26 protein-coding genes are annotated in these 18,927 nt (G+C 35.9%); 18 read left to right on the plus strand and 8 right to left on the minus strand.

Annotated features, from left to right (window positions below; all coding sequences use genetic code 11):
- The first annotated feature begins 245 nt into the window (after positions 1 to 245).
- On the plus strand, positions 246 to 611 hold the full coding sequence (locus tag HPC41_RS03445) for a hypothetical protein (protein ID WP_172392588.1): 366 nt from the start codon (positions 246 to 248) through the stop codon (positions 609 to 611).
- Between the two features lie 30 nt (positions 612 to 641).
- Entirely contained in the window at positions 642 to 1,115 is a 474-nt protein-coding gene (locus HPC41_RS03450; RefSeq protein WP_172392589.1) for a hypothetical protein, read from the plus strand.
- Positions 1,116 to 1,441: 326 nt separating this feature from the next.
- Here HPC41_RS03450 and HPC41_RS03455 read toward each other — a convergent pair whose 3' ends face one another.
- Positions 1,442 to 3,010, minus strand: coding sequence for a rhomboid family intramembrane serine protease (locus HPC41_RS03455; protein ID WP_172392590.1), 1,569 nt, complete (start codon positions 3,008 to 3,010; stop codon positions 1,442 to 1,444).
- Positions 3,011 to 3,504: 494 nt separating this feature from the next.
- Between HPC41_RS03455 and HPC41_RS03460 the strand changes: the two genes are divergently transcribed.
- The 4 genes from HPC41_RS03460 (at position 3,505) to HPC41_RS03475 (ending at position 6,490) form a co-directional block, all read left to right on the plus strand.
- Positions 3,505 to 4,518, plus strand: coding sequence for a phosphotransferase (locus HPC41_RS03460; RefSeq protein ID WP_172392591.1), 1,014 nt, complete (start codon positions 3,505 to 3,507; stop codon positions 4,516 to 4,518).
- Between the two features lie 37 nt (positions 4,519 to 4,555).
- Positions 4,556 to 4,939, plus strand: a complete 384-nt coding sequence (locus HPC41_RS03465) for a hypothetical protein (RefSeq protein WP_172392592.1) — start codon at positions 4,556 to 4,558, stop codon at positions 4,937 to 4,939.
- A gap of 150 nt (positions 4,940 to 5,089) precedes the next feature.
- On the plus strand, positions 5,090 to 5,689 hold the full coding sequence (locus HPC41_RS03470) for a hypothetical protein (protein WP_246250340.1): 600 nt from the start codon (positions 5,090 to 5,092) through the stop codon (positions 5,687 to 5,689).
- 24 nt (positions 5,690 to 5,713) lie between these two features.
- Entirely contained in the window at positions 5,714 to 6,490 is a 777-nt protein-coding gene (locus HPC41_RS03475) for a DUF4241 domain-containing protein (RefSeq protein WP_172392593.1), read from the plus strand.
- A gap of 16 nt (positions 6,491 to 6,506) precedes the next feature.
- Here HPC41_RS03475 and HPC41_RS03480 read toward each other — a convergent pair whose 3' ends face one another.
- From HPC41_RS03480 to HPC41_RS03490, 3 genes are all read right to left on the minus strand, one after another.
- Entirely contained in the window at positions 6,507 to 7,010 is a 504-nt protein-coding gene (locus HPC41_RS03480; protein WP_172392594.1) for a hypothetical protein, read from the minus strand.
- Between the two features lie 55 nt (positions 7,011 to 7,065).
- Entirely contained in the window at positions 7,066 to 7,821 is a 756-nt protein-coding gene (locus tag HPC41_RS03485) for a DUF6882 domain-containing protein (protein ID WP_216660646.1), read from the minus strand.
- A gap of 121 nt (positions 7,822 to 7,942) precedes the next feature.
- On the minus strand, positions 7,943 to 8,608 hold the full coding sequence (locus HPC41_RS03490) for a DUF4844 domain-containing protein (RefSeq protein WP_172392595.1): 666 nt from the start codon (positions 8,606 to 8,608) through the stop codon (positions 7,943 to 7,945).
- Positions 8,609 to 8,672: 64 nt separating this feature from the next.
- Here HPC41_RS03490 and HPC41_RS03495 point away from each other — a divergent pair, with 64 nt between their 5' ends.
- The 3 genes from HPC41_RS03495 to HPC41_RS03505 all read left to right on the plus strand — a co-directional run bounded on the left by HPC41_RS03495 (position 8,673) and on the right by HPC41_RS03505 (position 9,696).
- Positions 8,673 to 8,957 carry an SHOCT domain-containing protein gene (locus tag HPC41_RS03495; protein ID WP_172392596.1) on the plus strand — a complete coding sequence of 95 codons (285 nt, stop codon included), beginning with the start codon at positions 8,673 to 8,675 and terminating at the stop codon, positions 8,955 to 8,957.
- 103 nt (positions 8,958 to 9,060) lie between these two features.
- Positions 9,061 to 9,504, plus strand: a complete 444-nt coding sequence (locus tag HPC41_RS03500) for a DUF6934 family protein (RefSeq protein ID WP_172392597.1) — start codon at positions 9,061 to 9,063, stop codon at positions 9,502 to 9,504.
- A 30-nt stretch (positions 9,505 to 9,534) separates the two neighbouring features.
- Entirely contained in the window at positions 9,535 to 9,696 is a 162-nt protein-coding gene (locus HPC41_RS03505) for a hypothetical protein (protein WP_172392598.1), read from the plus strand.
- Between the two features lie 9 nt (positions 9,697 to 9,705).
- On the opposite strand, the gene HPC41_RS03510 is transcribed toward HPC41_RS03505, so the two are convergent.
- Positions 9,706 to 10,101, minus strand: coding sequence for a DUF6896 domain-containing protein (locus HPC41_RS03510; protein ID WP_172392599.1), 396 nt, complete (start codon positions 10,099 to 10,101; stop codon positions 9,706 to 9,708).
- Positions 10,102 to 10,279: 178 nt separating this feature from the next.
- Between HPC41_RS03510 and HPC41_RS03515 the strand changes: the two genes are divergently transcribed.
- From HPC41_RS03515 to HPC41_RS03535, 5 genes are all read left to right on the plus strand, one after another.
- Positions 10,280 to 10,618 (plus strand): energy transducer TonB, encoded by a 339-nt coding sequence (locus HPC41_RS03515; RefSeq protein WP_172392600.1) that lies wholly within the window; start codon positions 10,280 to 10,282, stop codon positions 10,616 to 10,618.
- 274 nt (positions 10,619 to 10,892) lie between these two features.
- On the plus strand, positions 10,893 to 11,267 hold the full coding sequence (locus tag HPC41_RS03520; protein ID WP_172392601.1) for a hypothetical protein: 375 nt from the start codon (positions 10,893 to 10,895) through the stop codon (positions 11,265 to 11,267).
- A 20-nt stretch (positions 11,268 to 11,287) separates the two neighbouring features.
- A complete protein-coding gene (locus HPC41_RS03525) occupies positions 11,288 to 12,034 on the plus strand; it encodes a metallophosphoesterase (protein ID WP_172392602.1) in 747 nt (248 codons plus the stop codon).
- Between the two features lie 19 nt (positions 12,035 to 12,053).
- Positions 12,054 to 12,473, plus strand: coding sequence for a hypothetical protein (locus HPC41_RS03530; RefSeq protein ID WP_172392603.1), 420 nt, complete (start codon positions 12,054 to 12,056; stop codon positions 12,471 to 12,473).
- A 212-nt stretch (positions 12,474 to 12,685) separates the two neighbouring features.
- Positions 12,686 to 13,273, plus strand: coding sequence for a hypothetical protein (locus tag HPC41_RS03535; protein ID WP_172392604.1), 588 nt, complete (start codon positions 12,686 to 12,688; stop codon positions 13,271 to 13,273).
- Between the two features lie 264 nt (positions 13,274 to 13,537).
- Here HPC41_RS03535 and HPC41_RS03540 read toward each other — a convergent pair whose 3' ends face one another.
- Complete coding sequence (locus HPC41_RS03540; RefSeq protein WP_172392605.1) at positions 13,538 to 13,780, minus strand: hypothetical protein; 243 nt, start codon at positions 13,778 to 13,780, stop codon at positions 13,538 to 13,540.
- Between the two features lie 358 nt (positions 13,781 to 14,138).
- Positions 14,139 to 14,480, minus strand: coding sequence for a winged helix-turn-helix transcriptional regulator (locus HPC41_RS03545; RefSeq protein ID WP_172392606.1), 342 nt, complete (start codon positions 14,478 to 14,480; stop codon positions 14,139 to 14,141).
- Between the two features lie 89 nt (positions 14,481 to 14,569).
- Here HPC41_RS03545 and HPC41_RS03550 point away from each other — a divergent pair, with 89 nt between their 5' ends.
- A complete protein-coding gene (locus tag HPC41_RS03550) occupies positions 14,570 to 15,079 on the plus strand; it encodes a dihydrofolate reductase family protein (protein ID WP_172392607.1) in 510 nt (169 codons plus the stop codon).
- 87 nt (positions 15,080 to 15,166) lie between these two features.
- Here the strand turns inward: HPC41_RS03550 and HPC41_RS03555 are convergent, their stop codons facing one another.
- On the minus strand, positions 15,167 to 15,418 hold the full coding sequence (locus HPC41_RS03555) for a hypothetical protein (RefSeq protein ID WP_172392608.1): 252 nt from the start codon (positions 15,416 to 15,418) through the stop codon (positions 15,167 to 15,169).
- A gap of 252 nt (positions 15,419 to 15,670) precedes the next feature.
- Between HPC41_RS03555 and HPC41_RS03560 the strand changes: the two genes are divergently transcribed.
- The 3 genes from HPC41_RS03560 (at position 15,671) to HPC41_RS03570 (ending at position 18,629) form a co-directional block, all read left to right on the plus strand.
- The gene (locus HPC41_RS03560; RefSeq protein WP_172392609.1) at positions 15,671 to 16,240 is read left to right on the plus strand and encodes a Crp/Fnr family transcriptional regulator; all 570 of its coding nucleotides are present in this window, start codon (positions 15,671 to 15,673) and stop codon (positions 16,238 to 16,240) included.
- A 10-nt stretch (positions 16,241 to 16,250) separates the two neighbouring features.
- Positions 16,251 to 17,939 (plus strand): dihydroxy-acid dehydratase, encoded by a 1,689-nt coding sequence (ilvD, locus tag HPC41_RS03565; protein ID WP_172392610.1) that lies wholly within the window; start codon positions 16,251 to 16,253, stop codon positions 17,937 to 17,939.
- A 333-nt stretch (positions 17,940 to 18,272) separates the two neighbouring features.
- Positions 18,273 to 18,629: an NINE protein gene (locus tag HPC41_RS03570; protein WP_172392611.1), complete on the plus strand. Its 357-nt coding sequence runs from the start codon at positions 18,273 to 18,275 to the stop codon at positions 18,627 to 18,629.
- Positions 18,630 to 18,927 lie beyond the last annotated feature (298 nt).

Below are 18,927 nucleotides of genomic sequence, written 5' to 3' on the forward strand. Positions count from 1 at the left end.
TACATACCTACCCAAATGTTTTTTTGATCTAGCCATAATAGTTATTAATTGGTTATCAATCAAATATACAATAATAAATTGTAAAATACTAAAATAATTAGTAAAAAACATAGGCGGGAAAGTAATTTATATTGATAATCAATCGCACGAGCTGAAAAGTTACAGACAGACTAGTCTTTATCAAATTTTATGAGTTACTTAGTATGTCTTAAATTAGCACTATAGCCTAGTAAATAATTTCGATTATGTATAAATTACTTTTAATCACTTTTCTTACCGTTTGTTGTCTTAATAGCAGCTCAGCACATTATCCTATTAACGCTTTAGATAAAATACAAAATACTTATTCTTATGCGTATATACGGGTGGAAGGAAAATTCCTATCGAAAAAACTAAAGGTGAAAGTTGACCTAGGAGATTCAGATGAGCAGATTGCAGAGGGTGAAAAGCTATCCGAAATATTGACCAATAAAAAATCTTATGCTGCCATACTGAACTATATGTCTAAAATTGGTTATGAATTAGTAAATACATTCGATCTAACGGATAACTATAATGGCTCAGGCGGAACTTCTGGTATTATTTACATTATGAAGAAAGCTGAGGAATAAAAGCGATTGGTAGCTCTGATTGTGAGAAAAATGAAAAAGATATATTTTAAAAACTGGGAATTAACCGTCGATTTTAATATAACCAAAGGAACTTATGAAAAAACTGCATATGGAGGAAGTGATATCTGCCGATGTAATTACTGCAAGAACTTTTCTGACAATAAAGACAATATTTATCCTGATGAAATCAAGCTTTTATTCGAAGATTTAGGAATTGATTATAAAAAAGAATGTGAAGTATGGCATTATTACAATGATGAGCTTGGTTACCATTGCTATAGTGGCTGGTTTCACTTTAAAGGCTTATTTCAAGATAAAAATTACGTCAGCCAAACACATGAAATTTGTCCCATAATCGATCTCGTTCCAATTAATGAGAATTTCAGCATAGGTTTTAGCGAAAATAATCAACTTACTTTTTTTGAAGACAAAGAATCGTTAGTGCAAGTGGAATTTAGTGTAAAAACAAAGTGGACGATAGATAAATCTCTGGAAAGTTATTGATAATAATATAACGCGAAAGATATCAACTTTTATTCATTAATTCTTACCATATTTCCTACAAGCCGATATTGTCTGAAATGTGGGATTTACACACATCTTTTCACTTATTTAACTGACAGTCAATCCAATAATTTAAATCCCTAATCCGCCCTCTGCTTGGATCGTACATATCTTCGATTTCCTCCCATAATGGAGTTTTATTTGATAAAGCATTAATTACCTGAATCAGGTACGACCAGTTAGAGAACTGTGGGAAGTAGCTCCTCGTTTGCGAGACTATCTAGTTTACTCTTTTCCTTAGATGGAATCAGTAATCGTTATTGGCGTTATTCCTCATTTTCCTCTTCGTATTCTATGCTTTCTGCCTGTTGCTTTATTTTTTTTGACATGATAAGTCCAAGTATAAAACCACTTAAAAGTCCACCAATATGTGCAGCATTGTCGATACCCCCGGTGAGTCCCATAAGTAAATTGAACCCAACAAAGACAAGTGTACTTGTTAAAAAAGCTTTACCAAAGTCTGGGGGAAATACTTTTAACAGTAAACACGCTAAGAAAAAACCGTAAAGTCCAAAGATTGCTCCCGATGCGCCTACACTTACAGCTGCATCATACCAGCAAATACTTGCTATGCTTGCTAAAATTCCGGTGAGCAAATAAATAAAGGCGTATTTTTTTGCGCCTAGAAGTGGCTCAAGGAAAATACCCACAAACAAAAGTCCGTACATATTTGCTAAGATATGCATTAATCCACCGTGTAAAAAAGTACTAGTTAGTAGACGCCACCATTGTCCGTCTGTTGTCAACGGTTTAAAGTTTGCCCCCCAATTCAATAAATCACCCCCTTTGAACGACACAAGCCCAAGTCCTGAAATAATCATTGCAATATATATCAATAAGTTTAGATCAACGATAATAGGCGTAACAAAAAAACCTTTCTCAGGAATGAATATTCCAAGCATTTCTTTAAAGTCTGTATCCTTCTTAATTTTTCCACTTTTGAATTTTTCTAATTCAGCATGCTGAAATTTTGAAAATAATAAAAAAATAAAAAACACAAGTGCCCCGATGGCTAACGAACCAAAAATCCAAGCTAGTTTTTTACCATTTCTTGCCTCAAAAGGATCCGCCTTTGCCTCAAAAACAATATTGTCGGCCAATGAGTTTTGGTTTATTTTTTTTAGTGCATTATTATATTCGTCATGGTCATCGGTATTGCCTATTACTTCTAAATAAGTAAATTTATTAAAATCCGTCGCCTCAAATTCTTTTTGGCATTTTTCTGCAAATACTTTGTATTTGTCCTCTTTTTCTTTGTCGGAAAGACCGTTGCTAATTCGCTCCATGTATTCTTTTCCAAGCCAATATTTTTGTTCAGGTTTTAAAGTATCGGTATTGTTTTCTAATATGGGCATTGCAACATAGATAAGCATATTAAAATTTTCACTGTTTTTTCCTGTTACAGTAGCTGTGCTTTGAACGGCAATATGCTGTTTATCTATAAAGTAATTCCTTAAAGAATAGTATTTTGTTCTTTCGGATTTTACAATTTGAGAAATGTTATCAATTTCTGTTAGTTTTCCCGTTGCAGTCACCAAATATTCTTGTGCTATTATTGTTGGTATAGCAATGGCAAGTGAAGCTATAAATTGATAACCAAAAGAAGCGTTATCATTTTTGAGACGCAATAATTTAATTCGTGGCCGCAACCAAATCAAAATCGGTATCCACGGGAGTCCGAAAGGAAGCCAAAATTTTATAACCTCTTCTTTTAGTGGTATTTTTGCTTCTATAAATAATGCCCAATGGAAAAAAGTATAGGCCAAAATAAAACCGATCGCTATTATCACAAAAGGTTTGAAAATCAGTCGCAGCTTATCGTAAAGTCCTTGCATTTAACTTCTATTGCCTGTTAGATTGGAGTATTGCGGTATTAATGGCAGTTAATTTTTCAAATATACACAATTCACTAAACTAGAAAATAGATTATATAAAAAGATAAAGGAAACATGATTGGTCAATCTCCGGTAATAAACTGCCATAGGATTAGTAAAAAAGCTGGATGAAATGTATATCGGTATCCTACAATAATATACACCTTGGTCAAGGTAATCTAGTTTTTACGAACAGGGACTGTCAAGTGTGTAAATAAAAAAATACGGAGTTCAGTTATGTGGATATTACGGTTTGATTTGTGCCAGTTATTTCGGCCGGATGGTGCTAACTATTACGGTTCAAATGATGCTAGTTAGGGTGAGATTACAATTTAATTAGATACTGAGCACTATAATTTAGTATTATTTATTGTCATAACTTTCGTATTTATGTATATTGGCGGGGATAAAAATTCGATAAACATTTACAAAGAATTAAATAGGCCCAAAATATAATGTCCATTTTTCCAGTTATAGCGTCAGTCTTATCAGAGAAGAATTTAGGGGAATTTGTTAAAGATAAATACGATCTGAGTGAAGGATTTCAGTGTACATTATTCCGAACAGGTGTAAATCATACCTACTTTATTTCTGACAAAAAAAATAAGTATGTAATAAGAGTCTATTGCCATGGTTGGAGAACGAAGACTGAAATTCAAGAAGAATTGTGGCTTCTTCAACTGTTGAAAGAAAATAGTGTTTCTGTTTCATTTCCTATTCCAGATAAAGAAAATAATTTGATACAAGAAATCAATGCACCTGAAGGACAACGCTACATTGTACTATTTTCATATGCTGAAGGAGAAAAAATGCGATTTATGGATAATGAAACTTGTTTTGAAATGGGGTCTCTAATGGCAAGGTTTCACAACATTACTTCAAATAAAAACATAAATAGAACCAACTATAATTCAGAATTACTTTTAAATAAATCATACGAATTATTAAAGCATTATTTCGCAGAGGATTTGAGCGAGATGAAATATCTTAAAGAAATAGGACTTGAAATCTCCAATACATTCAAAGAAATAGAGCAATCCGAAGTTCAAAAAGGAATAGTTCATCTCGATATTTGGTATGATAATGTCAGTGTCAATAATAAAGAAGAAATAACCATTTTTGACTTTGACAATTGCGGTAATGGCTTTTTGTTTTTAGACATTGGTTATTTCTTTATCCAATTATTTCACATAGAGATAAATAAAGAAATCTATGAATCAAAAGTTGAAAGCTTTCTTAATGGCTACCAAAAGGTAAGAGAGATTACGGAAAAAGAGATTAAACTAATTCCAGAGGCCGGGGCGTCTATTTTTGCTTTTTATCTCGGCGTTCAAGCACAAAGATTTGATTGGTCGAATATCTTTTTGACAGAAAACTACCTGAAAATGTTTGTTGGAAGGATAAAAACCTGGAAAGAATATTATGAATCAAAAAAAACAGCTGTGGCTAACAATGGCCATACACTGTAATTAAAAATAGTAGACAATACCCCCTAAGCTTTAAACTATGAACTGGTTGTACGTTTTTAAAAATTGGGGAAGCACGCTATTGCTAGGTGCAATTCTTTTTATTCTGACGGCGGGATTAGGGGCTGAAGAAGCAATTGTTTTTGCGATCATGCTATCGGCCGCGAGTTTAGTTTTCTCTTTACCTACCCTATTGGTTTATATTTTAGTTTTCTACTGGCTTAAGAAAAAGAATAGTATGGACAGAAAATGGATAAGACTAATTTTGGTTTCCACTACAATTCTTGGCATTGGTATAACAATCTGTTTGTTTAATACCATTGGAGCTATGCAACCAATAATCTGTTATTCAATCGCGGCAATTGTTTCCAGTTACTTTTTTGAGTTAGAAAAAGATGATTTGGAAAATTCAATAAACTTGTAAATCCAATAGTTTTATAGACCATTCTAAAACAACAACAAATACTATTCGTATGTACCTTAAACTTGACTTTTCATTATGTATTTGAAATACAGTGCAATTTGTTATTTTGATTGAAAAATAAAATTAAATCGTTTAATTAGCCTTTACCTAATGACTGCAGAAAAACAATCAATACCTGCCAAAGAAGATGAAATTTCAATGTATACTGTAAAAGCCATTTCAGTCAGCTCTTCTGATTACATAAATGGCTTCCCATTTGACTACATCGAAACATATTCCTTCCAGCGCGGAGATGAATATCAAGCTGTAATGCAAGTGCTAAAACCTGAACGCAATCGCTTAAAAATGAGAAAACAAAAACGAAACAATCTGACCGACACGGATGAAATTCGACTGAGCGAACTAGATGCGTTATTAGGTGTAACACAGTACTTAATTGATGATACAGGTCGATTTCATTTTTCTAGCCAAAGAACCAATACTTTTCCGTACGATAATGAGATAACTAAGCTCCTAAGAAATATTTTACTTACCAAAATAACTGGTGTCAACAATTGGATGTGTGCCCCCGTTTACAGAGATGCTATCGTGTTCTACAAAAGTTCGGGCGAAATTATATCCGCTTTGAATATTTGTTTAAGTTGTGAAGCAATGACGATAGATAGTTCCAATCAGGTTGTCGCTGATAGTAGCGCATATGAAATGCTTCGAAATTTCTTTAAGGAGATAGGTCATCCTGTAGAGTCATGAATTAAACAATGAGAATTATTCCCCATGCACAAAAGAACTATAGCAATATGTATCATGGTCGTGGTGCTATTTTCTTGTAATTCAAAGGGCAAAGTTCCAAGTAATACTAACGACATCCTTGGAACAACAAACGAATTTGACCTCACAGATACCATACCGAAAATAACCATCCAGGACACCTCTCTGGCATTCCCACAGATATTTGAGGGCAGTTTCGCGGCGGGCACAAAAGCAGCGCAATTTGGCACGGAAATAACGTTTGATAAGATAGCTGTAGGAAATCTAAAGGTCTCATCAGGCAAGATTATCGCAACTGATCCCGTTACCTTAAGTGATGCAATAGCTTTTAATGAGAATTTCCCAATAGGCGAGTTTCCGGTCGAATTGGCAATGGCAAATATCAACGCCAATAAGGATCGAAGGGTTGCATTTGCGCGGGTAAAATTCTCAGATAAACCCATCCATAAATGGGAGTTTGCATTATTACCTGGACAGACTCCAATCCCCCTTAAATCCAAAGAAATATATGGCTATGGAGTAGATGCGGGACTAGGTCTTTTCGTTGATCAAGTCGCAAAGGATAGTCTGAATACGTTGCTCGATAAAAATTGGGACAATATGTTCTCCGAAAAATTCGAGCATTATTTAAATTACAGTTTTCAAAACCACAATGCCGTCTTCTTCTCCACCGGGTATGGAGATGGTTTTTATGCTACTTACATCGGAAGGGACAGTGATGGCAAAATTTGTCAGCTATTGACTGACTTTGATATTGTACTGTGGCGGAATATTGCAGAGTAGCAAAAGATTGAGCGCTTTATTTCTTTTCTAAGGAATCCAAATTAAGCGCATAAACATCCCCCAATTCACCATTGCATTTTATGAAGATATTCTTTGGAATTTCAGAAAAATCAATTTTGGTGACTAACGATTGGTCACATTCATTTTTATCTGTGTTGTAAAAGAACAGTTCATTCTTGTCTAACTTTATAGGCAGATCACTTGATGCTCCCAACACATAATTCCCAAAGTATTGTTTTTTATTATCATATAACAGAATTGAACCTGTAGTATGTTTATTCGGGCCCCATACCCTGCCCCAAGTTACTATGTAGTATTTTTCTTTGGCTTTCGTCTCTATCTCACCTAGATAGGCTACATCGACTTCATTCAGGTAATCCTTCTTATCACTCAGATTAAACCTGAATGTCTTCCCTACAACGTTTTTGGATAAAACAGACAATACGATCTCCTCTTTATCTCGAAATTGTCTCGCGCAAGACAAACAAAGCAGAATTGAAATAATTAAAAGCTTATTCATACATCTAATAATTTTGCAAGGCTAGAGAGTTAAGCTCAAGAAAATAATCGTCTGTTTAAAGACAATTAAAGGATTTTAGTTCAAAGTAACAATATTCACAGACCAGTTTGATCCTTGCAAACTCTTCAGCGTATTCGTTCCAACCGTTATTTCTGATCCTGACCTTTTCACATTCATCACACCATGCTTGAAAATCGTCATCTTCACTAAGTCCCATCCCCTTATATGTTTCAAAAGCCTCTTCAAAACCCTTCGGATGCTCCAAGTTAAGATGCTGACAAACAAACGCGGCTCTTGACCGCCCATGGATTTTGCATTCAACTTTTGCCTGGTTGAAATGGATAACTTCCCGCGAATCTTCTTCCAAAACAGCGGTAATGAGAAGATAGCTTTGAAGCTCTTCGGTGGCAGCCCTATACACTCCTATCCCCTCCAAAGTAGCTAATGATATCCCGGCAAACTCCCAACAATCAAACTCATCGGCCGGGAAAGTGCCCGCTGTCAATTTCGGATAATCGCTTTTGATACCAAATTCCCTAACAGCAAGTGTGCTGTCCTTATTGGGCTCGAAACTATGATCATTGAACCAACTCCACATCCATGTTTCTGATGTAAGCGAAAAGGTACCGATGGGAATATATTTTAGATACAATTGATCTGTAGCGTCATTGTATAACCGCAAGAGTGCAAGTTCAGCATCATAATACCAATGCTGATAGCTGCCGATGCTCAATTGTTCCATAAACCTCTCCTGGATCTGCATAAGTTCTCGACATTTTTTACCGGCAAACCGTTCGTAATCTATTTTCAACGTTGTGTATCTTTAATTTGTGGCAATTTTTATAATATTTTGAGCTTATCATCTTGGTTCATTTACCAATTCGGCTACAGCGGTTTTCCTCATCTATTATGTGCCGCCCTTCTTCGCTCTGTCATTTTTTTCTAAAGAATTTTATTTGTTCAAGTCTCACGTTAGCTTGCTCCTCTGTGTATTCAGCTTTCGGCAATTGCTCAATTGATTTATAATTACCAAAACGCATTACTTTAATATTTGGACCTGTCGAAAGTAAATTAAATTCATTACAATTGCTACATTGAATAATATTCCAACTATAGTCCGGAATACCTTCTTCTTTTTTTATAATGAATGTCTCAAGTTTTGAACCACATTGAGTACAGTCTTGAAATAAAGTTTCAACTATATTGTCTTGTCCTTTGAAAAATGAAGTCAATTTAAATAGTGTATTAAGCACTTTCCCATAAAGCCATCCATTTAAGTTGTCTTTAAAGTCAACTGAAACAATTTTTGAAAGTTTGTCGAAATAATCGCAGATAAATTCACGCTCTTCTGTATCATAATCTGAACGATCAATTCTGTCCAACGATTTTTTTAAAACGCTTTTGAGTTGTCTTGGTTTATAATCGGAATTTACAGCTTCAATTAAATTATTAGCACAATCGTTGAATAAACTTTGAAGTCGGTCGCAGATTTCACTATCAGATGGGTTTAGTCCCCGTTCTTCCCAAGCAGAAATAGAAAACTTGTTCCGCAGTATAAAGGCATTTAATTTATTTAATGTTGTCTGTTTGTTTGTCATTAAAATTGTCAGTTTGGTATTTAATCTTTCGGCCTGTTAGGATTGCACTTGGTTAAATTCTTCCATGAAACCAAATTACATAAAAAAGTGGACAGTTTCTGCTGCACGCTTATATCTGCAGGTTATTGCTTTGATTGACTTTATTGTTTTTCTCTCCATGTATAAAGAGAATTTTGATTTAAAATATAACCGTGTTTATTTTTCTCAGCCCATTATTCATAATTATGTGCCCACCTCCCCCATTCCCAAAAAGGATGCTGCGACTGAAATAGAGCGATTACATGGATTGATGGGAAAAGGAATGATTACACAAGCAGAATTTGAGGGCGCAAAGCGCAAGCTTTTATGAGAATAAAGTTGCATATTATTGGCTTTCCAAGAAATTCTGTATTTTTGTATCAGTCCAGAGCAACAGGAATATCAAACCTATTTGGATAAATAACCAATTTTTTATGCATGAGGAGTATTATAGTTTTGAAAAAACACCTGACATACACTATTACGAATTTTTGAGTATAGGCCCAAAAGGTAACATAAGAAAAGTAATTCAGTTTCAACAGATCAATATTGAAGAAAACGTATATAATCTTGGATTTGGAGATTTTGATCCGGGTACAAAAGAGATAAGTGATCTAACAACGACAAATAATCTAGATACAAAAAAGGTCCTTACTACTGTAGCTAGAGCTGTCTTAGACTTTATTCATAAACATCCTCAAGTCATCGTAATGGCAAAAGGTAGTACGGCATCTAGAACGAGATTGTATCAAATGGGAATAGCGGAATTTTGGGAAGATATTCAAGAAATATTTGAAGTGAAAGCCTATTATAAAGACAGGTGGGAATCCTTTGAGATAGGTAAAAATTATGAAGCGTTTTTTATATTTAAAAAATAATAACGAACTTTGTATCAGGAGGTTTAAAACATGAGCACAAATACGAATAAAAAAGATAAAAATAATGCGGATATGACGGCTCAAGATCGTCAAAATATTTATAATACATCTTCATTTTTTAAGAAAAAAAACGAAGATGCTATTGAATTTCTGAAAAAGCATCCTATACCTAAGGAGTATATTCGAAAATAAAATTTTGTATTAAATCTGGTATATTTCCCAAACCACGCTACCCAATACCAATTTAACAAGAGTGCCATCTTCAACCAGTGTATGTAGCACCTCATGTAATTCCGGCTCCTCCAATTTCACTATTCCATATGCTTTATTGGTCAAAATAAATTCACGCATTTTCCATAGACAGAACTTTATGGAATATTCATTTGCAGGCATAAAATCAAATTCACATATAACACCGTCTTTCTCTAAACGGCAACCCGCGCCGTGAAACTGATATTTGAGCTCATCAATATGCCCCGAACGATTCCTGCTGCTCTTTTTTTCAAATTCTTCCATGTTTGGAGAAAACTGATGTTTGAAGTCATTAATGAAAGCAACATAATCATTCAATACCTTCCTGATAATTAGATTAATCATTTTGTATCAAGATACAAAATAGATATGTAAATTAGCTACTGAGTTATATATTAATAAAATGTGGATTTTCTCGGTTCGTAAGTTATCATTTACATGTATTTTATCAATAAGCCTATTATCTCAGGTTGTCGGTCAGTCACTTGTTTTGGATGACTCAATCGCGGATATTCCTTCTCACATGATTGAAATATTTCCTGAGCCACCTTATGGTACAAACCGATTTAAAAATTGGGTTGCTAAAAATTATAAGATACCAACGGCTGCCAAGAAAGCAAGAGTAAACGGCAAACTGATTATCAATTTTACGATTGAGAAAGATGGACGGCTCAGTAATTTTCAGATTACCAAAGATATTGGTTATCAAACAGGTGAAACACTAATTGAATTGATCAAAAAATCCAGTCCCTGGAAACCGGGATATCAAAACGGGCTTGCTGTAAAATGCGGATACACCTACCCGCTGTCGTTTGATGCTGGTAATCTAGCATTAGAAAATAGTACAAGAAAAACTAAATAATAACTAATATGTTTCCCATAGATCATGAATTCAAAATGGTATACGCACTGTATATACTGCTATTTTGCTATATCAGCTATAGGTTTGTAATTGGTAGCAGAGGTGAAAAAGTTCGACTGATATTCATTGTGTCCATTAGCGTTGTATCTAATATTTTTCTATATATAGACCCCGCTAATTTTCAGGGCGGAGCATCGTTAGGTGTGCTATTTTACTCATTAATCATTTGGTTGTTAACCACCCTAGTAACAGTTGTCAATTGTATTTTTTCAAGTTGGAAGAAGAAAACTTAGCCATTATAGTTATTGAAAAAGATAAACAAGATTACATCATAAACTATTACCTTCATTTGATGTCCCCAAAAGAAAAGCTTGCTTATAAACATGCGCATTCACTTTTAAAGATAGATCAAAAGGCGGATATTGATAAAATAAAGAGAGTTTACTTTAAAGCTGGATGGCTAACCAGAGACGAAAATGCACTAAGTTTATTGAATAATGGACTAGAGAAATTTAATGAAGATACAGCAACGCGTATTATGCATGATCATGCTTCTGAAATTTTTTTTAATTACTGCCCCAATTGTGGGACGCTAGCCAGAACTCCAACAGCAAAACAATGTCGTTTTTGTTATTGCGACTGGCATTGAATTGACTAACATAATCTACAATGAAAATCAACATCGTTAGCGACCTGCATAGAGAATTTGGATACTATGATTTCAACCTGAGTGTAGCAGATGTACTTATACTGGCTGGAGATACTGATCTAGGGGTAAAAGGGATCAGCTGGCTCAAATCACTTTTTTTGGGTATACCGATCATCTATGTACTGGGCAATCATGAGTATTATAAAGGAGCCTATCCGAAAACACTATATAAAATCAAGGACGCTGCGAACAATTCAAATATCCATGTGCTGGAAAATGAATCATTGGAGATCAACCACGTTTGTTTCCATGGCTGCACACTCTGGACTGATTTTTCGTTAAAGGGCAATCCTGCTGCATATGGATCGCTATGCCAAAGCCGTATGAATGATTACAAGAAGATCAGACTAGGTGACAGTTATGCCAAATTAAGAAGCTTCGATACGTTTAGAATTCACCAAACTTCCAGACAATGGCTCGAGGAAAGTCTTAGCGCCAGCCAAGCCAAGCATAATATTGTAGTAACACACCATGCGCCAAGTATAAGATCACTGCCAATTAAGTATTTGGACGATCCGATCAGTGCCGCCTACGTCTCGGATATGGAAGCCTTTATCTTAAAGCATCAACCCTCCTATTGGATCCATGGCCATATACATGATCCGGCACACTATTCAATAGGTGACACCGAAATTATATGCAATCCACACGGCTATATCAATGAACCGTACAACGGATTTAATAAAGATCTTATTATTGAGATATGAACAAAAAATAAAAATGAGTATGGAACAAATCGAAGTCTTGTGGCAGGGAAAAGTTATTCAATTTCCGTATAGAATACATACATCCACAACGAAAAACAACGTTGAAGCGATGACGGGTTTTGAGGAACTAAGTCTGATGACGCGTCATCATGATGGGTACATTCGTGAAATGGCAGTAGCAAAATTAATTAATCTTTTTCCTTTAAAAAGTGTTCCATACTTTGTTCAGCTATTGGGAGAATATGTTATGGAAATCCATTTAACCATTATCGCACACATTACGCCACAGCAAAAGAGGTGGATCAAAGAGTTCTTTACTGAAAACGCATTGTATGAAAGGACGATCCGAAGTAGAATAATAAGTTATTGGAATTGTAATTATAGGTTTGATTTCATCAAGTTGAAAAACTATCCAGCTTTTCAATTTTTATCCGAATGACTTTATAATCAATGCGACAACTATTAATGGGAAATTATCTATTGAGTATGGTCTTCAATTTGGGAAGATCCATTTCATTCAACCCGATATAAGAAGATGTCAATACTAATTTGGCACTTCTACTCCACCCGTTTGCGATTTAATAATAAAAAATATTAGCCATAGATTGATAGTCCAGCCTAATTTTGTAAATTCAACGCATAAGCCATAGCATGAAACAGTTCATAAAACTATCCCACATTTCTGCCCTTACTATCCTCATTGTTGGGTGCAAAGATCCATCGCGCACAAAGACAATGGATTTTGGTCTATTTACGCTTGAAGTTCCTTATAAATGGCAGCAGGTCAAACAAAATGGAATCGACAGTTATGTCGGCGCAATTGCTGTAGATAAAACAGATACGCTTTACTTTGATCTGGGCATGTATTCAAATACCTTGACGGAACCTAACATAGAAGTTATCACCAGACAAATGATGGAGGAAAGTGCTACCGACTCTTCGGACTATATTATTGTAAAAGATATGCCGATACTGGATTTAGATCTCGATGCCGATCTATACAGAAAACAAAATGTTTCCTGGGATACCATCGATAACAAAAGAGCGAAAATCGTATTTCCTAGAATATCCGGAAAAGGAATGACCGGAGTGTACATCGGCAGCCTATGGGGAGATTCTTCAAAAGTCCGATTTAACCTCTGTGGAGCAGATCTAAAAACGCAAACAGAAGAGGATCTTCTTAAAGCGATAAAGACATTGAGATTCCACAAACGTAATATAGATAATGAAGAGAACTAACGCTCCCCTATTTGTACATCTCTGTTTTATGGCTTTGACATTTTATGTAGTACTAAGAGATTGTTGCTGCCACCACATAGAATTCAAAAGATAATCTTGCCCTTAATAAGCCAAATAGCATAAAAGGAAAGCTTATACATTAATTTTATTTACCAATTTCCTGTTCAATCTCATCTGAATTAACAAAATAGCCAGTATTAAACTGGCTACTGATTTGTTTATATAAAGTTGATTTACCCGAACCGTTTGGACCGGCAAACACTCTTAACCTTTTGGCTCTAGGCATAAAACAATACCTTTTTTTAATTTCACTTTACTCTTTATCCGATCTATCTTTTTTATAATCTGACGGGTCCCATCTACACGTTTTTCAACGACATATCCGTCCTCTACAACCTGAATAGATAAATCTAAAGCTCTGTTCTCCTTATTAGCAATTTTGGAAGCTTGTTTCGCTGCTTGATTTAACTTTTTGCGCTCTTCTCTCAATTCTAATGCTGATGCCATAATAATCTCCGTTGTCTAAATATACAAAATATTCACCATACTTGTTTCGAATAAGGATATTTTTAGAACTAAATCTCCTAAAACAAAATTATAAAATTTTTGGCAAATGCAGTTATATCATTCTTTTAGCTGTATTTCCTTGAACGGATATACTGTCTTTAAATGAAAACGAGCACGTTCTATACGTAAACCGGTATCTATGGGAGATAATATTGGGATGGAAACTAGTACAGATCCGACTTGCTGAAGGAAATAGTTTGTTCGGTATGAGTTTCAAATTTGATTCTGACCGGTCAGAATCCTATAGCAAAGTGCATGATAGTTCTATAATCAAAAATGATCTGTTAAAATATAAACCTCATTTTGCTTTAATTTTATCTCTATGCTTTAGACCAAATTTAATTAAAGCATTGGCAACTTCCTCCGTTTCTTTAGCATAGGCGGTAAGCGCATAAGAAACGGTTACAGGTTTGGTGTCATTAACCGTTCTACTAATCAGTAAATTATCTTCTAATTCCTGAAGTTCCTTGGATAGAACTTTTGGGGATATTCCCTGAGCCATCTCTTGCAGATCTTTAAACCGCATTGTGCCGTGTTTCTGCAAATTGTGCAGAATACAAAATTTCCATTTACCACTGAGTAATTCAATGCCATCTTTTAATCCCAATATAGTTTCTTTATCAATATTTTTATTGCTCATAAGATAGTTACTTTCCTAAAGGTAATGAATAGTAAATATATATTGAATATCCAATAGTTTTGTTGTACAGAAATTTAAAGAAAATCATTATGAAAGTAACAGTAATCGCAAATATTTCGGCTAATGGAAGAATTTTGATATCCGATAATCCGCATCATAAACTGCCACCGGAAGCAATGGAATTTTACATACAATTTGTAAGGCAGGTTGGAAATGTAGTGATAGGATTGAAAACATTTGAAAATTTTCTAAATTTTCCAGATCCAGTAAAAGAACATTTTAATGGCATAGAAATCATCGTATTGGCCGATAAATCTTATACGGCTGATGGATACAAGACTGTAGCAAGTCCTGAAGAGGCAATTGGATATATGTCTGCAAAAGGAGTGCGGGAAATAGCCGTTGGAGGCGGAGCAGGTACTTTCAACGCTTTTTTGGACAAGGACTTGGTTACCGATATTTATTTTAACGTCAGCCCTATAATCACTGGAGCTGGAGCAATTTTAGCAAACAATGAGGAGTTAAGTTCAAAGTTTAAGTACAAAGGACAGAAGCTAAAAAACGGTTTTCTTCAATTGCATCTAACTAAAGAAGACTGAATAACGACAGACCAAAAAATGTGTTTCAAAAATAGTTGAATGACGGAAACAAATCCGCTAAAATTATTTCTTTCCGATCTATATTTTTCAATTGGAGACTGTATCCACACGACAATAAGTATATGCATCATGGTTAAGGGCGCCGGCGAGCGGAAAGAGAATAAGAAAACCGCCAGCTGTCGACTCACTCGACACGACTAAATCACCATGGCTATCTAGTGCAAAGCAAATAGTCTCGGTAAAGAATCTATTGACTAATACATAGATGTCAAGGTCGGTATTTCTGAAAGAAACAAAGTTTTGCGGTTCGGGCTTAATTTTCCTCGTCCTTTCACGCACGACATTTCCTAAGGTATCAATTAGTTTGAAATGGATTTTATTTTTTTTGGTGAGCTGTAGTCAAACGAACAGCTTTTGCACCTAACAAAGAAATAATTGGTGTGTATTTCAATGTTGTATTAGCTCTAAACTTACCGAATTTCCATTATCCCAAAGGAGAATAAAACTTTAATAAATCGTTGACGTTTTTGACCAATATCAACGACTATATCCTAATATAAAGTGCATCTTTGACCTATAAAATAATAAGCGATGAGAGAGCAACTATTACAATTGTTACGTGAAAAAGCGTCGTTAACCGAACAGCAATTAACGGAGGCCCTAACTTATTTTAAACCCCAATCGATAAAGAAAAATGACCATCTGCTCAACGAAGGTTCCATTGCAGACTATCTTTTCTTTGTCGGCAAGGGCTGTTTGCGCCTATATTTTCGCAATGACGAACTATCAACGGCAACCCGATTTATGGCTTTTGAGCATACTTTTCTGACCTCTATCGTCAGCTTCATTTCCAGACAGCCAGCTACAGAATTTATCCAAGCCGTAGAAGATACGGAGGTGCTCAGCATCAGCAACACTGATTTTACCTTTTTGAGAGCAAATATGCCTGGCTGGGACAATTTTTATATCTACATCCTCGAATATGGACTAACTGTTGTAAATAATAAACTCAGCAGCTTATTAACCCAAACCGCTAAAGAACGCTATCGCGATCTACTGAAAAATAATCCTGAGCTCGTACAGCGTTTGTCTAATGCTAACCTTGCGGCTTATCTGGCGATATCACCTGAAACACTAAGTAGGCTAAAATCTACGATCTAACTAATAAAAAATGAGAAGCGATGAAGTAAAGAAGGGATACCAACGTACTCCCCATAGAGCCCTATTTCGGGCCACAGGCGTAAATGATAACGATTTTGATAAACCTTTTATTGGAGTGGCAAATTCCTTTATCGAAATTATACCCGGACATTTTTTTCTGAATAAGGTTGCTGAGATCATTAAAGAAGAAATCAAGGCAAACGGGTGTATTCCTTTTGAATTCAATACGATCGGTATTGACGATGGTATTGCTATGGGACACGATGGTATGTTGTACTCGCTCCCCAGCCGAGAATTGATTGCCAACTCAATTGAAAGCGTCATGAATGCACACAAATTGGACGCAATGATAGCTATCCCAAACTGCGATAAGATTGTACCCGGGATGATTATGGGTGCGCTACGTGTAGATGTGCCCACAATTTTTGTCAGTGGAGGCCCCATGCGAAAAGGATATACCAAAGATGGCACTGCCATTGACCTGTCTACAGCTTTTGAGGCTGTGGGCAAACACGAAGCAGGCTTAATCAGTGACGAAGAGCTCAAAGACATCGAGTGTAACGCATGCCCCAGTGGTGGTAGTTGCTCAGGTATGTTTACAGCAAATTCCATGAACACGCTGATGGAAGCTATGGGTATAGCACTAACTGGTAATGGAACCATATTGGCATTAACACCCGAGCGCGAAAATCTATATCGGGCATCAGCTAGAAGGATCTGTGAAATCGCCAAAGACGATCAGCTTTCCAAACAATTCAAACTTAAAAACATCATCAATGAAAGAGCCATCCAGAATGCTTTTGCAGTGGATATGGCCATGGGCGGTAGTACCAATACTGTCCTTCATATGCTTGCTATAGCTCACGAAGCGGAAATAGATTTTCAGCTTAGGGACATTAACTTGATATCAGATCAAGTAGCGCACATCGCAAAAATATCGCCCAGTTTAAGTACCGTTCACATGGAAGACGTTCATCGCGCCGGAGGAGTAAACGCTGTAATGAACGAAATGACCATGCGCAGCAACCATGTCCTTCAGGATAATATAACGATCAGTGGCGAAATGTTATTCAAAAAGATTGCCAATGCAGCGATCAAAGATGCAACAATAATACATACAATAAATAATCCATACAGTCCTGTTGGAGGATTGGCGATTCTATTCGGAAATCTTGCAGAGCAGGGAGCAGTGGTAAAATCCGCAGGAATCACGGGCGAAAAGAAATTTAGCGGGATTGCAGTTTGCTATGATAGTCAAGAGGAGGCCATAGTAGGCATCCTTGCCGGTGAGATCAAAGCTGGCGATGTTGTGGTGATACGTTACGAAGGTCCCAAAGGTGGCCCGGGGATGCAGGAAATGTTGACACCTACAAGCCTAATCATGGGAATGGGATTGGGTAGTTCTGTAGCGTTGGTAACAGATGGCCGATTTAGCGGAGCTACTCGCGGAATAGCGATAGGACATGTCTCACCTGAGGCTGCTGAAGGCGGATTGATTGGCTTACTAAAAAACGGAGACCACATTGTTATTGATATTGACAAACATATACTTTCAGCTGACATTAGCGAAGATGAGATGCAATTGCGAAGAAAAGGCTTTATTCCGATCAGAAAAAAACTAAATTCTAAATGGTTGAGTCAATATCGGCAGCTTGTTGGCAATGCTAGCAGTGGTGCCATATTAAATTGTGATTTTTGAAAATAAAACCGTTTCAGTTTAGCAAAATTGACATCATAGGCTAATTCTAATGTATTTAGGCAAATAAGGAAGTTAAAAGAAAAAGAACAGAACTGGTGGTGGTTACCATCATGGCATGCTATTTTTCAATCGGGCAAGGTTAATACCAAAGCCTACTATACATTATTTATTTTGAATGAATATGTTGGTCAATTTTAACTATCTAGATTATTACAAGCTGTAAGGCTAAGGTATTGGTTTGAAAGTGGGATTGGTTACGGGAAACCGTAAGAAGACTTGAAAAGCAATCCATAGGTTTGAAAAGACAATACAAACCACATTAATCAATAACGTATGAAAGATAAAACAACTGCAGCTTTAATGGCATTTTTTCTTGGAGGATTTGGTGCACATAGATTTTACCTAGGGCAGACCGGATTAGGTTTCCTTTATCTCCTTTTCTGTTGGACGCTTATACCCGCATTTATTGCTTTGATTGACTTTATCGTTTTTCTCTCCATGAATAAAGAGAGTTTTGATTTAAAATACAACCGTCCCTATTTTTCTCAGCCCATTATTCATAATTATGTGCCTATCTCCCCCATTACCCAAAAAGATGCTGCGACTGAAATAGAGCGATTACATGGATTGATGGAAAAAGGAATGATTACACAAGCAGAATTTGAGGATGCAAAACGTAAACTGTTGTAAAGGATAAAATAGATTGAAATGCCTCCCGTGATGAATGTCAAGGGAGACATTATTAGCTATGACCTGAAAAAAGAGGGCGTCAAAATTGGCACCCTTATAACGGTTAAATGAGGCAATGTTAGCTAAATGCACGCTTTGTCAACCAATTTAATCGGCTCCGGCCATTCATCCATTGGCGGGACAGTCACCCATAAAGAACCTTAGAGTTTTTCGATCTCTTCGACTGAAAGCCCTGTGCCCTTAGCAATATCAGCTATTGGTAATCCCATTTCCTTAAATGCTTTAGCAGTCTCAAGAG

The sequence above is a fragment of the Sphingobacterium prati genome, assembly GCF_013167215.1.
GTDB lineage: Bacteria > Bacteroidota > Bacteroidia > Sphingobacteriales > Sphingobacteriaceae > Sphingobacterium > Sphingobacterium prati.

What these genes read in the sequence shown, in the direction of transcription:
- HPC41_RS03510 (WP_172392599.1), bottom strand. Translation starts at nt 10,101, where the DNA reads ATGATTAATCTAATTATCAGGAAGGTATTGAATGATTATGTTGCTTTC.
- HPC41_RS03550 (WP_172392607.1), top strand. Translation starts at nt 14,570, where the DNA reads ATGAAAGTAACAGTAATCGCAAATATTTCGGCTAATGGAAGAATTTTG.
- HPC41_RS03505 (WP_172392598.1), top strand. Translation starts at nt 9,535, where the DNA reads ATGAGCACAAATACGAATAAAAAAGATAAAAATAATGCGGATATGACG.
- HPC41_RS03465 (WP_172392592.1), top strand. Translation starts at nt 4,556, where the DNA reads ATGAACTGGTTGTACGTTTTTAAAAATTGGGGAAGCACGCTATTGCTA.
- HPC41_RS03500 (WP_172392597.1), top strand. Translation starts at nt 9,061, where the DNA reads ATGCATGAGGAGTATTATAGTTTTGAAAAAACACCTGACATACACTAT.
- HPC41_RS03535 (WP_172392604.1), top strand. Translation starts at nt 12,686, where the DNA reads ATGAAACAGTTCATAAAACTATCCCACATTTCTGCCCTTACTATCCTC.
- HPC41_RS03495 (WP_172392596.1), top strand. Translation starts at nt 8,673, where the DNA reads ATGAAACCAAATTACATAAAAAAGTGGACAGTTTCTGCTGCACGCTTA.
- ilvD (WP_172392610.1), top strand. Translation starts at nt 16,251, where the DNA reads ATGAGAAGCGATGAAGTAAAGAAGGGATACCAACGTACTCCCCATAGA.
- HPC41_RS03490 (WP_172392595.1), bottom strand. Translation starts at nt 8,608, where the DNA reads ATGACAAACAAACAGACAACATTAAATAAATTAAATGCCTTTATACTG.
- HPC41_RS03450 (WP_172392589.1), top strand. Translation starts at nt 642, where the DNA reads ATGAAAAAGATATATTTTAAAAACTGGGAATTAACCGTCGATTTTAAT.
- HPC41_RS03460 (WP_172392591.1), top strand. Translation starts at nt 3,505, where the DNA reads ATGTCCATTTTTCCAGTTATAGCGTCAGTCTTATCAGAGAAGAATTTA.
- HPC41_RS03570 (WP_172392611.1), top strand. Translation starts at nt 18,273, where the DNA reads ATGAAAGATAAAACAACTGCAGCTTTAATGGCATTTTTTCTTGGAGGA.
- HPC41_RS03455 (WP_172392590.1), bottom strand. Translation starts at nt 3,010, where the DNA reads ATGCAAGGACTTTACGATAAGCTGCGACTGATTTTCAAACCTTTTGTG.
- HPC41_RS03445 (WP_172392588.1), top strand. Translation starts at nt 246, where the DNA reads ATGTATAAATTACTTTTAATCACTTTTCTTACCGTTTGTTGTCTTAAT.
- HPC41_RS03480 (WP_172392594.1), bottom strand. Translation starts at nt 7,010, where the DNA reads ATGAATAAGCTTTTAATTATTTCAATTCTGCTTTGTTTGTCTTGCGCG.
- HPC41_RS03525 (WP_172392602.1), top strand. Translation starts at nt 11,288, where the DNA reads ATGAAAATCAACATCGTTAGCGACCTGCATAGAGAATTTGGATACTAT.
- HPC41_RS03540 (WP_172392605.1), bottom strand. Translation starts at nt 13,780, where the DNA reads ATGGCATCAGCATTAGAATTGAGAGAAGAGCGCAAAAAGTTAAATCAA.
- HPC41_RS03560 (WP_172392609.1), top strand. Translation starts at nt 15,671, where the DNA reads ATGAGAGAGCAACTATTACAATTGTTACGTGAAAAAGCGTCGTTAACC.
- HPC41_RS03515 (WP_172392600.1), top strand. Translation starts at nt 10,280, where the DNA reads ATGATTGAAATATTTCCTGAGCCACCTTATGGTACAAACCGATTTAAA.
- HPC41_RS03545 (WP_172392606.1), bottom strand. Translation starts at nt 14,480, where the DNA reads ATGAGCAATAAAAATATTGATAAAGAAACTATATTGGGATTAAAAGAT.
- HPC41_RS03470 (WP_246250340.1), top strand. Translation starts at nt 5,090, where the DNA reads ATGACTGCAGAAAAACAATCAATACCTGCCAAAGAAGATGAAATTTCA.
- HPC41_RS03475 (WP_172392593.1), top strand. Translation starts at nt 5,714, where the DNA reads ATGCACAAAAGAACTATAGCAATATGTATCATGGTCGTGGTGCTATTT.
- HPC41_RS03530 (WP_172392603.1), top strand. Translation starts at nt 12,054, where the DNA reads ATGGAACAAATCGAAGTCTTGTGGCAGGGAAAAGTTATTCAATTTCCG.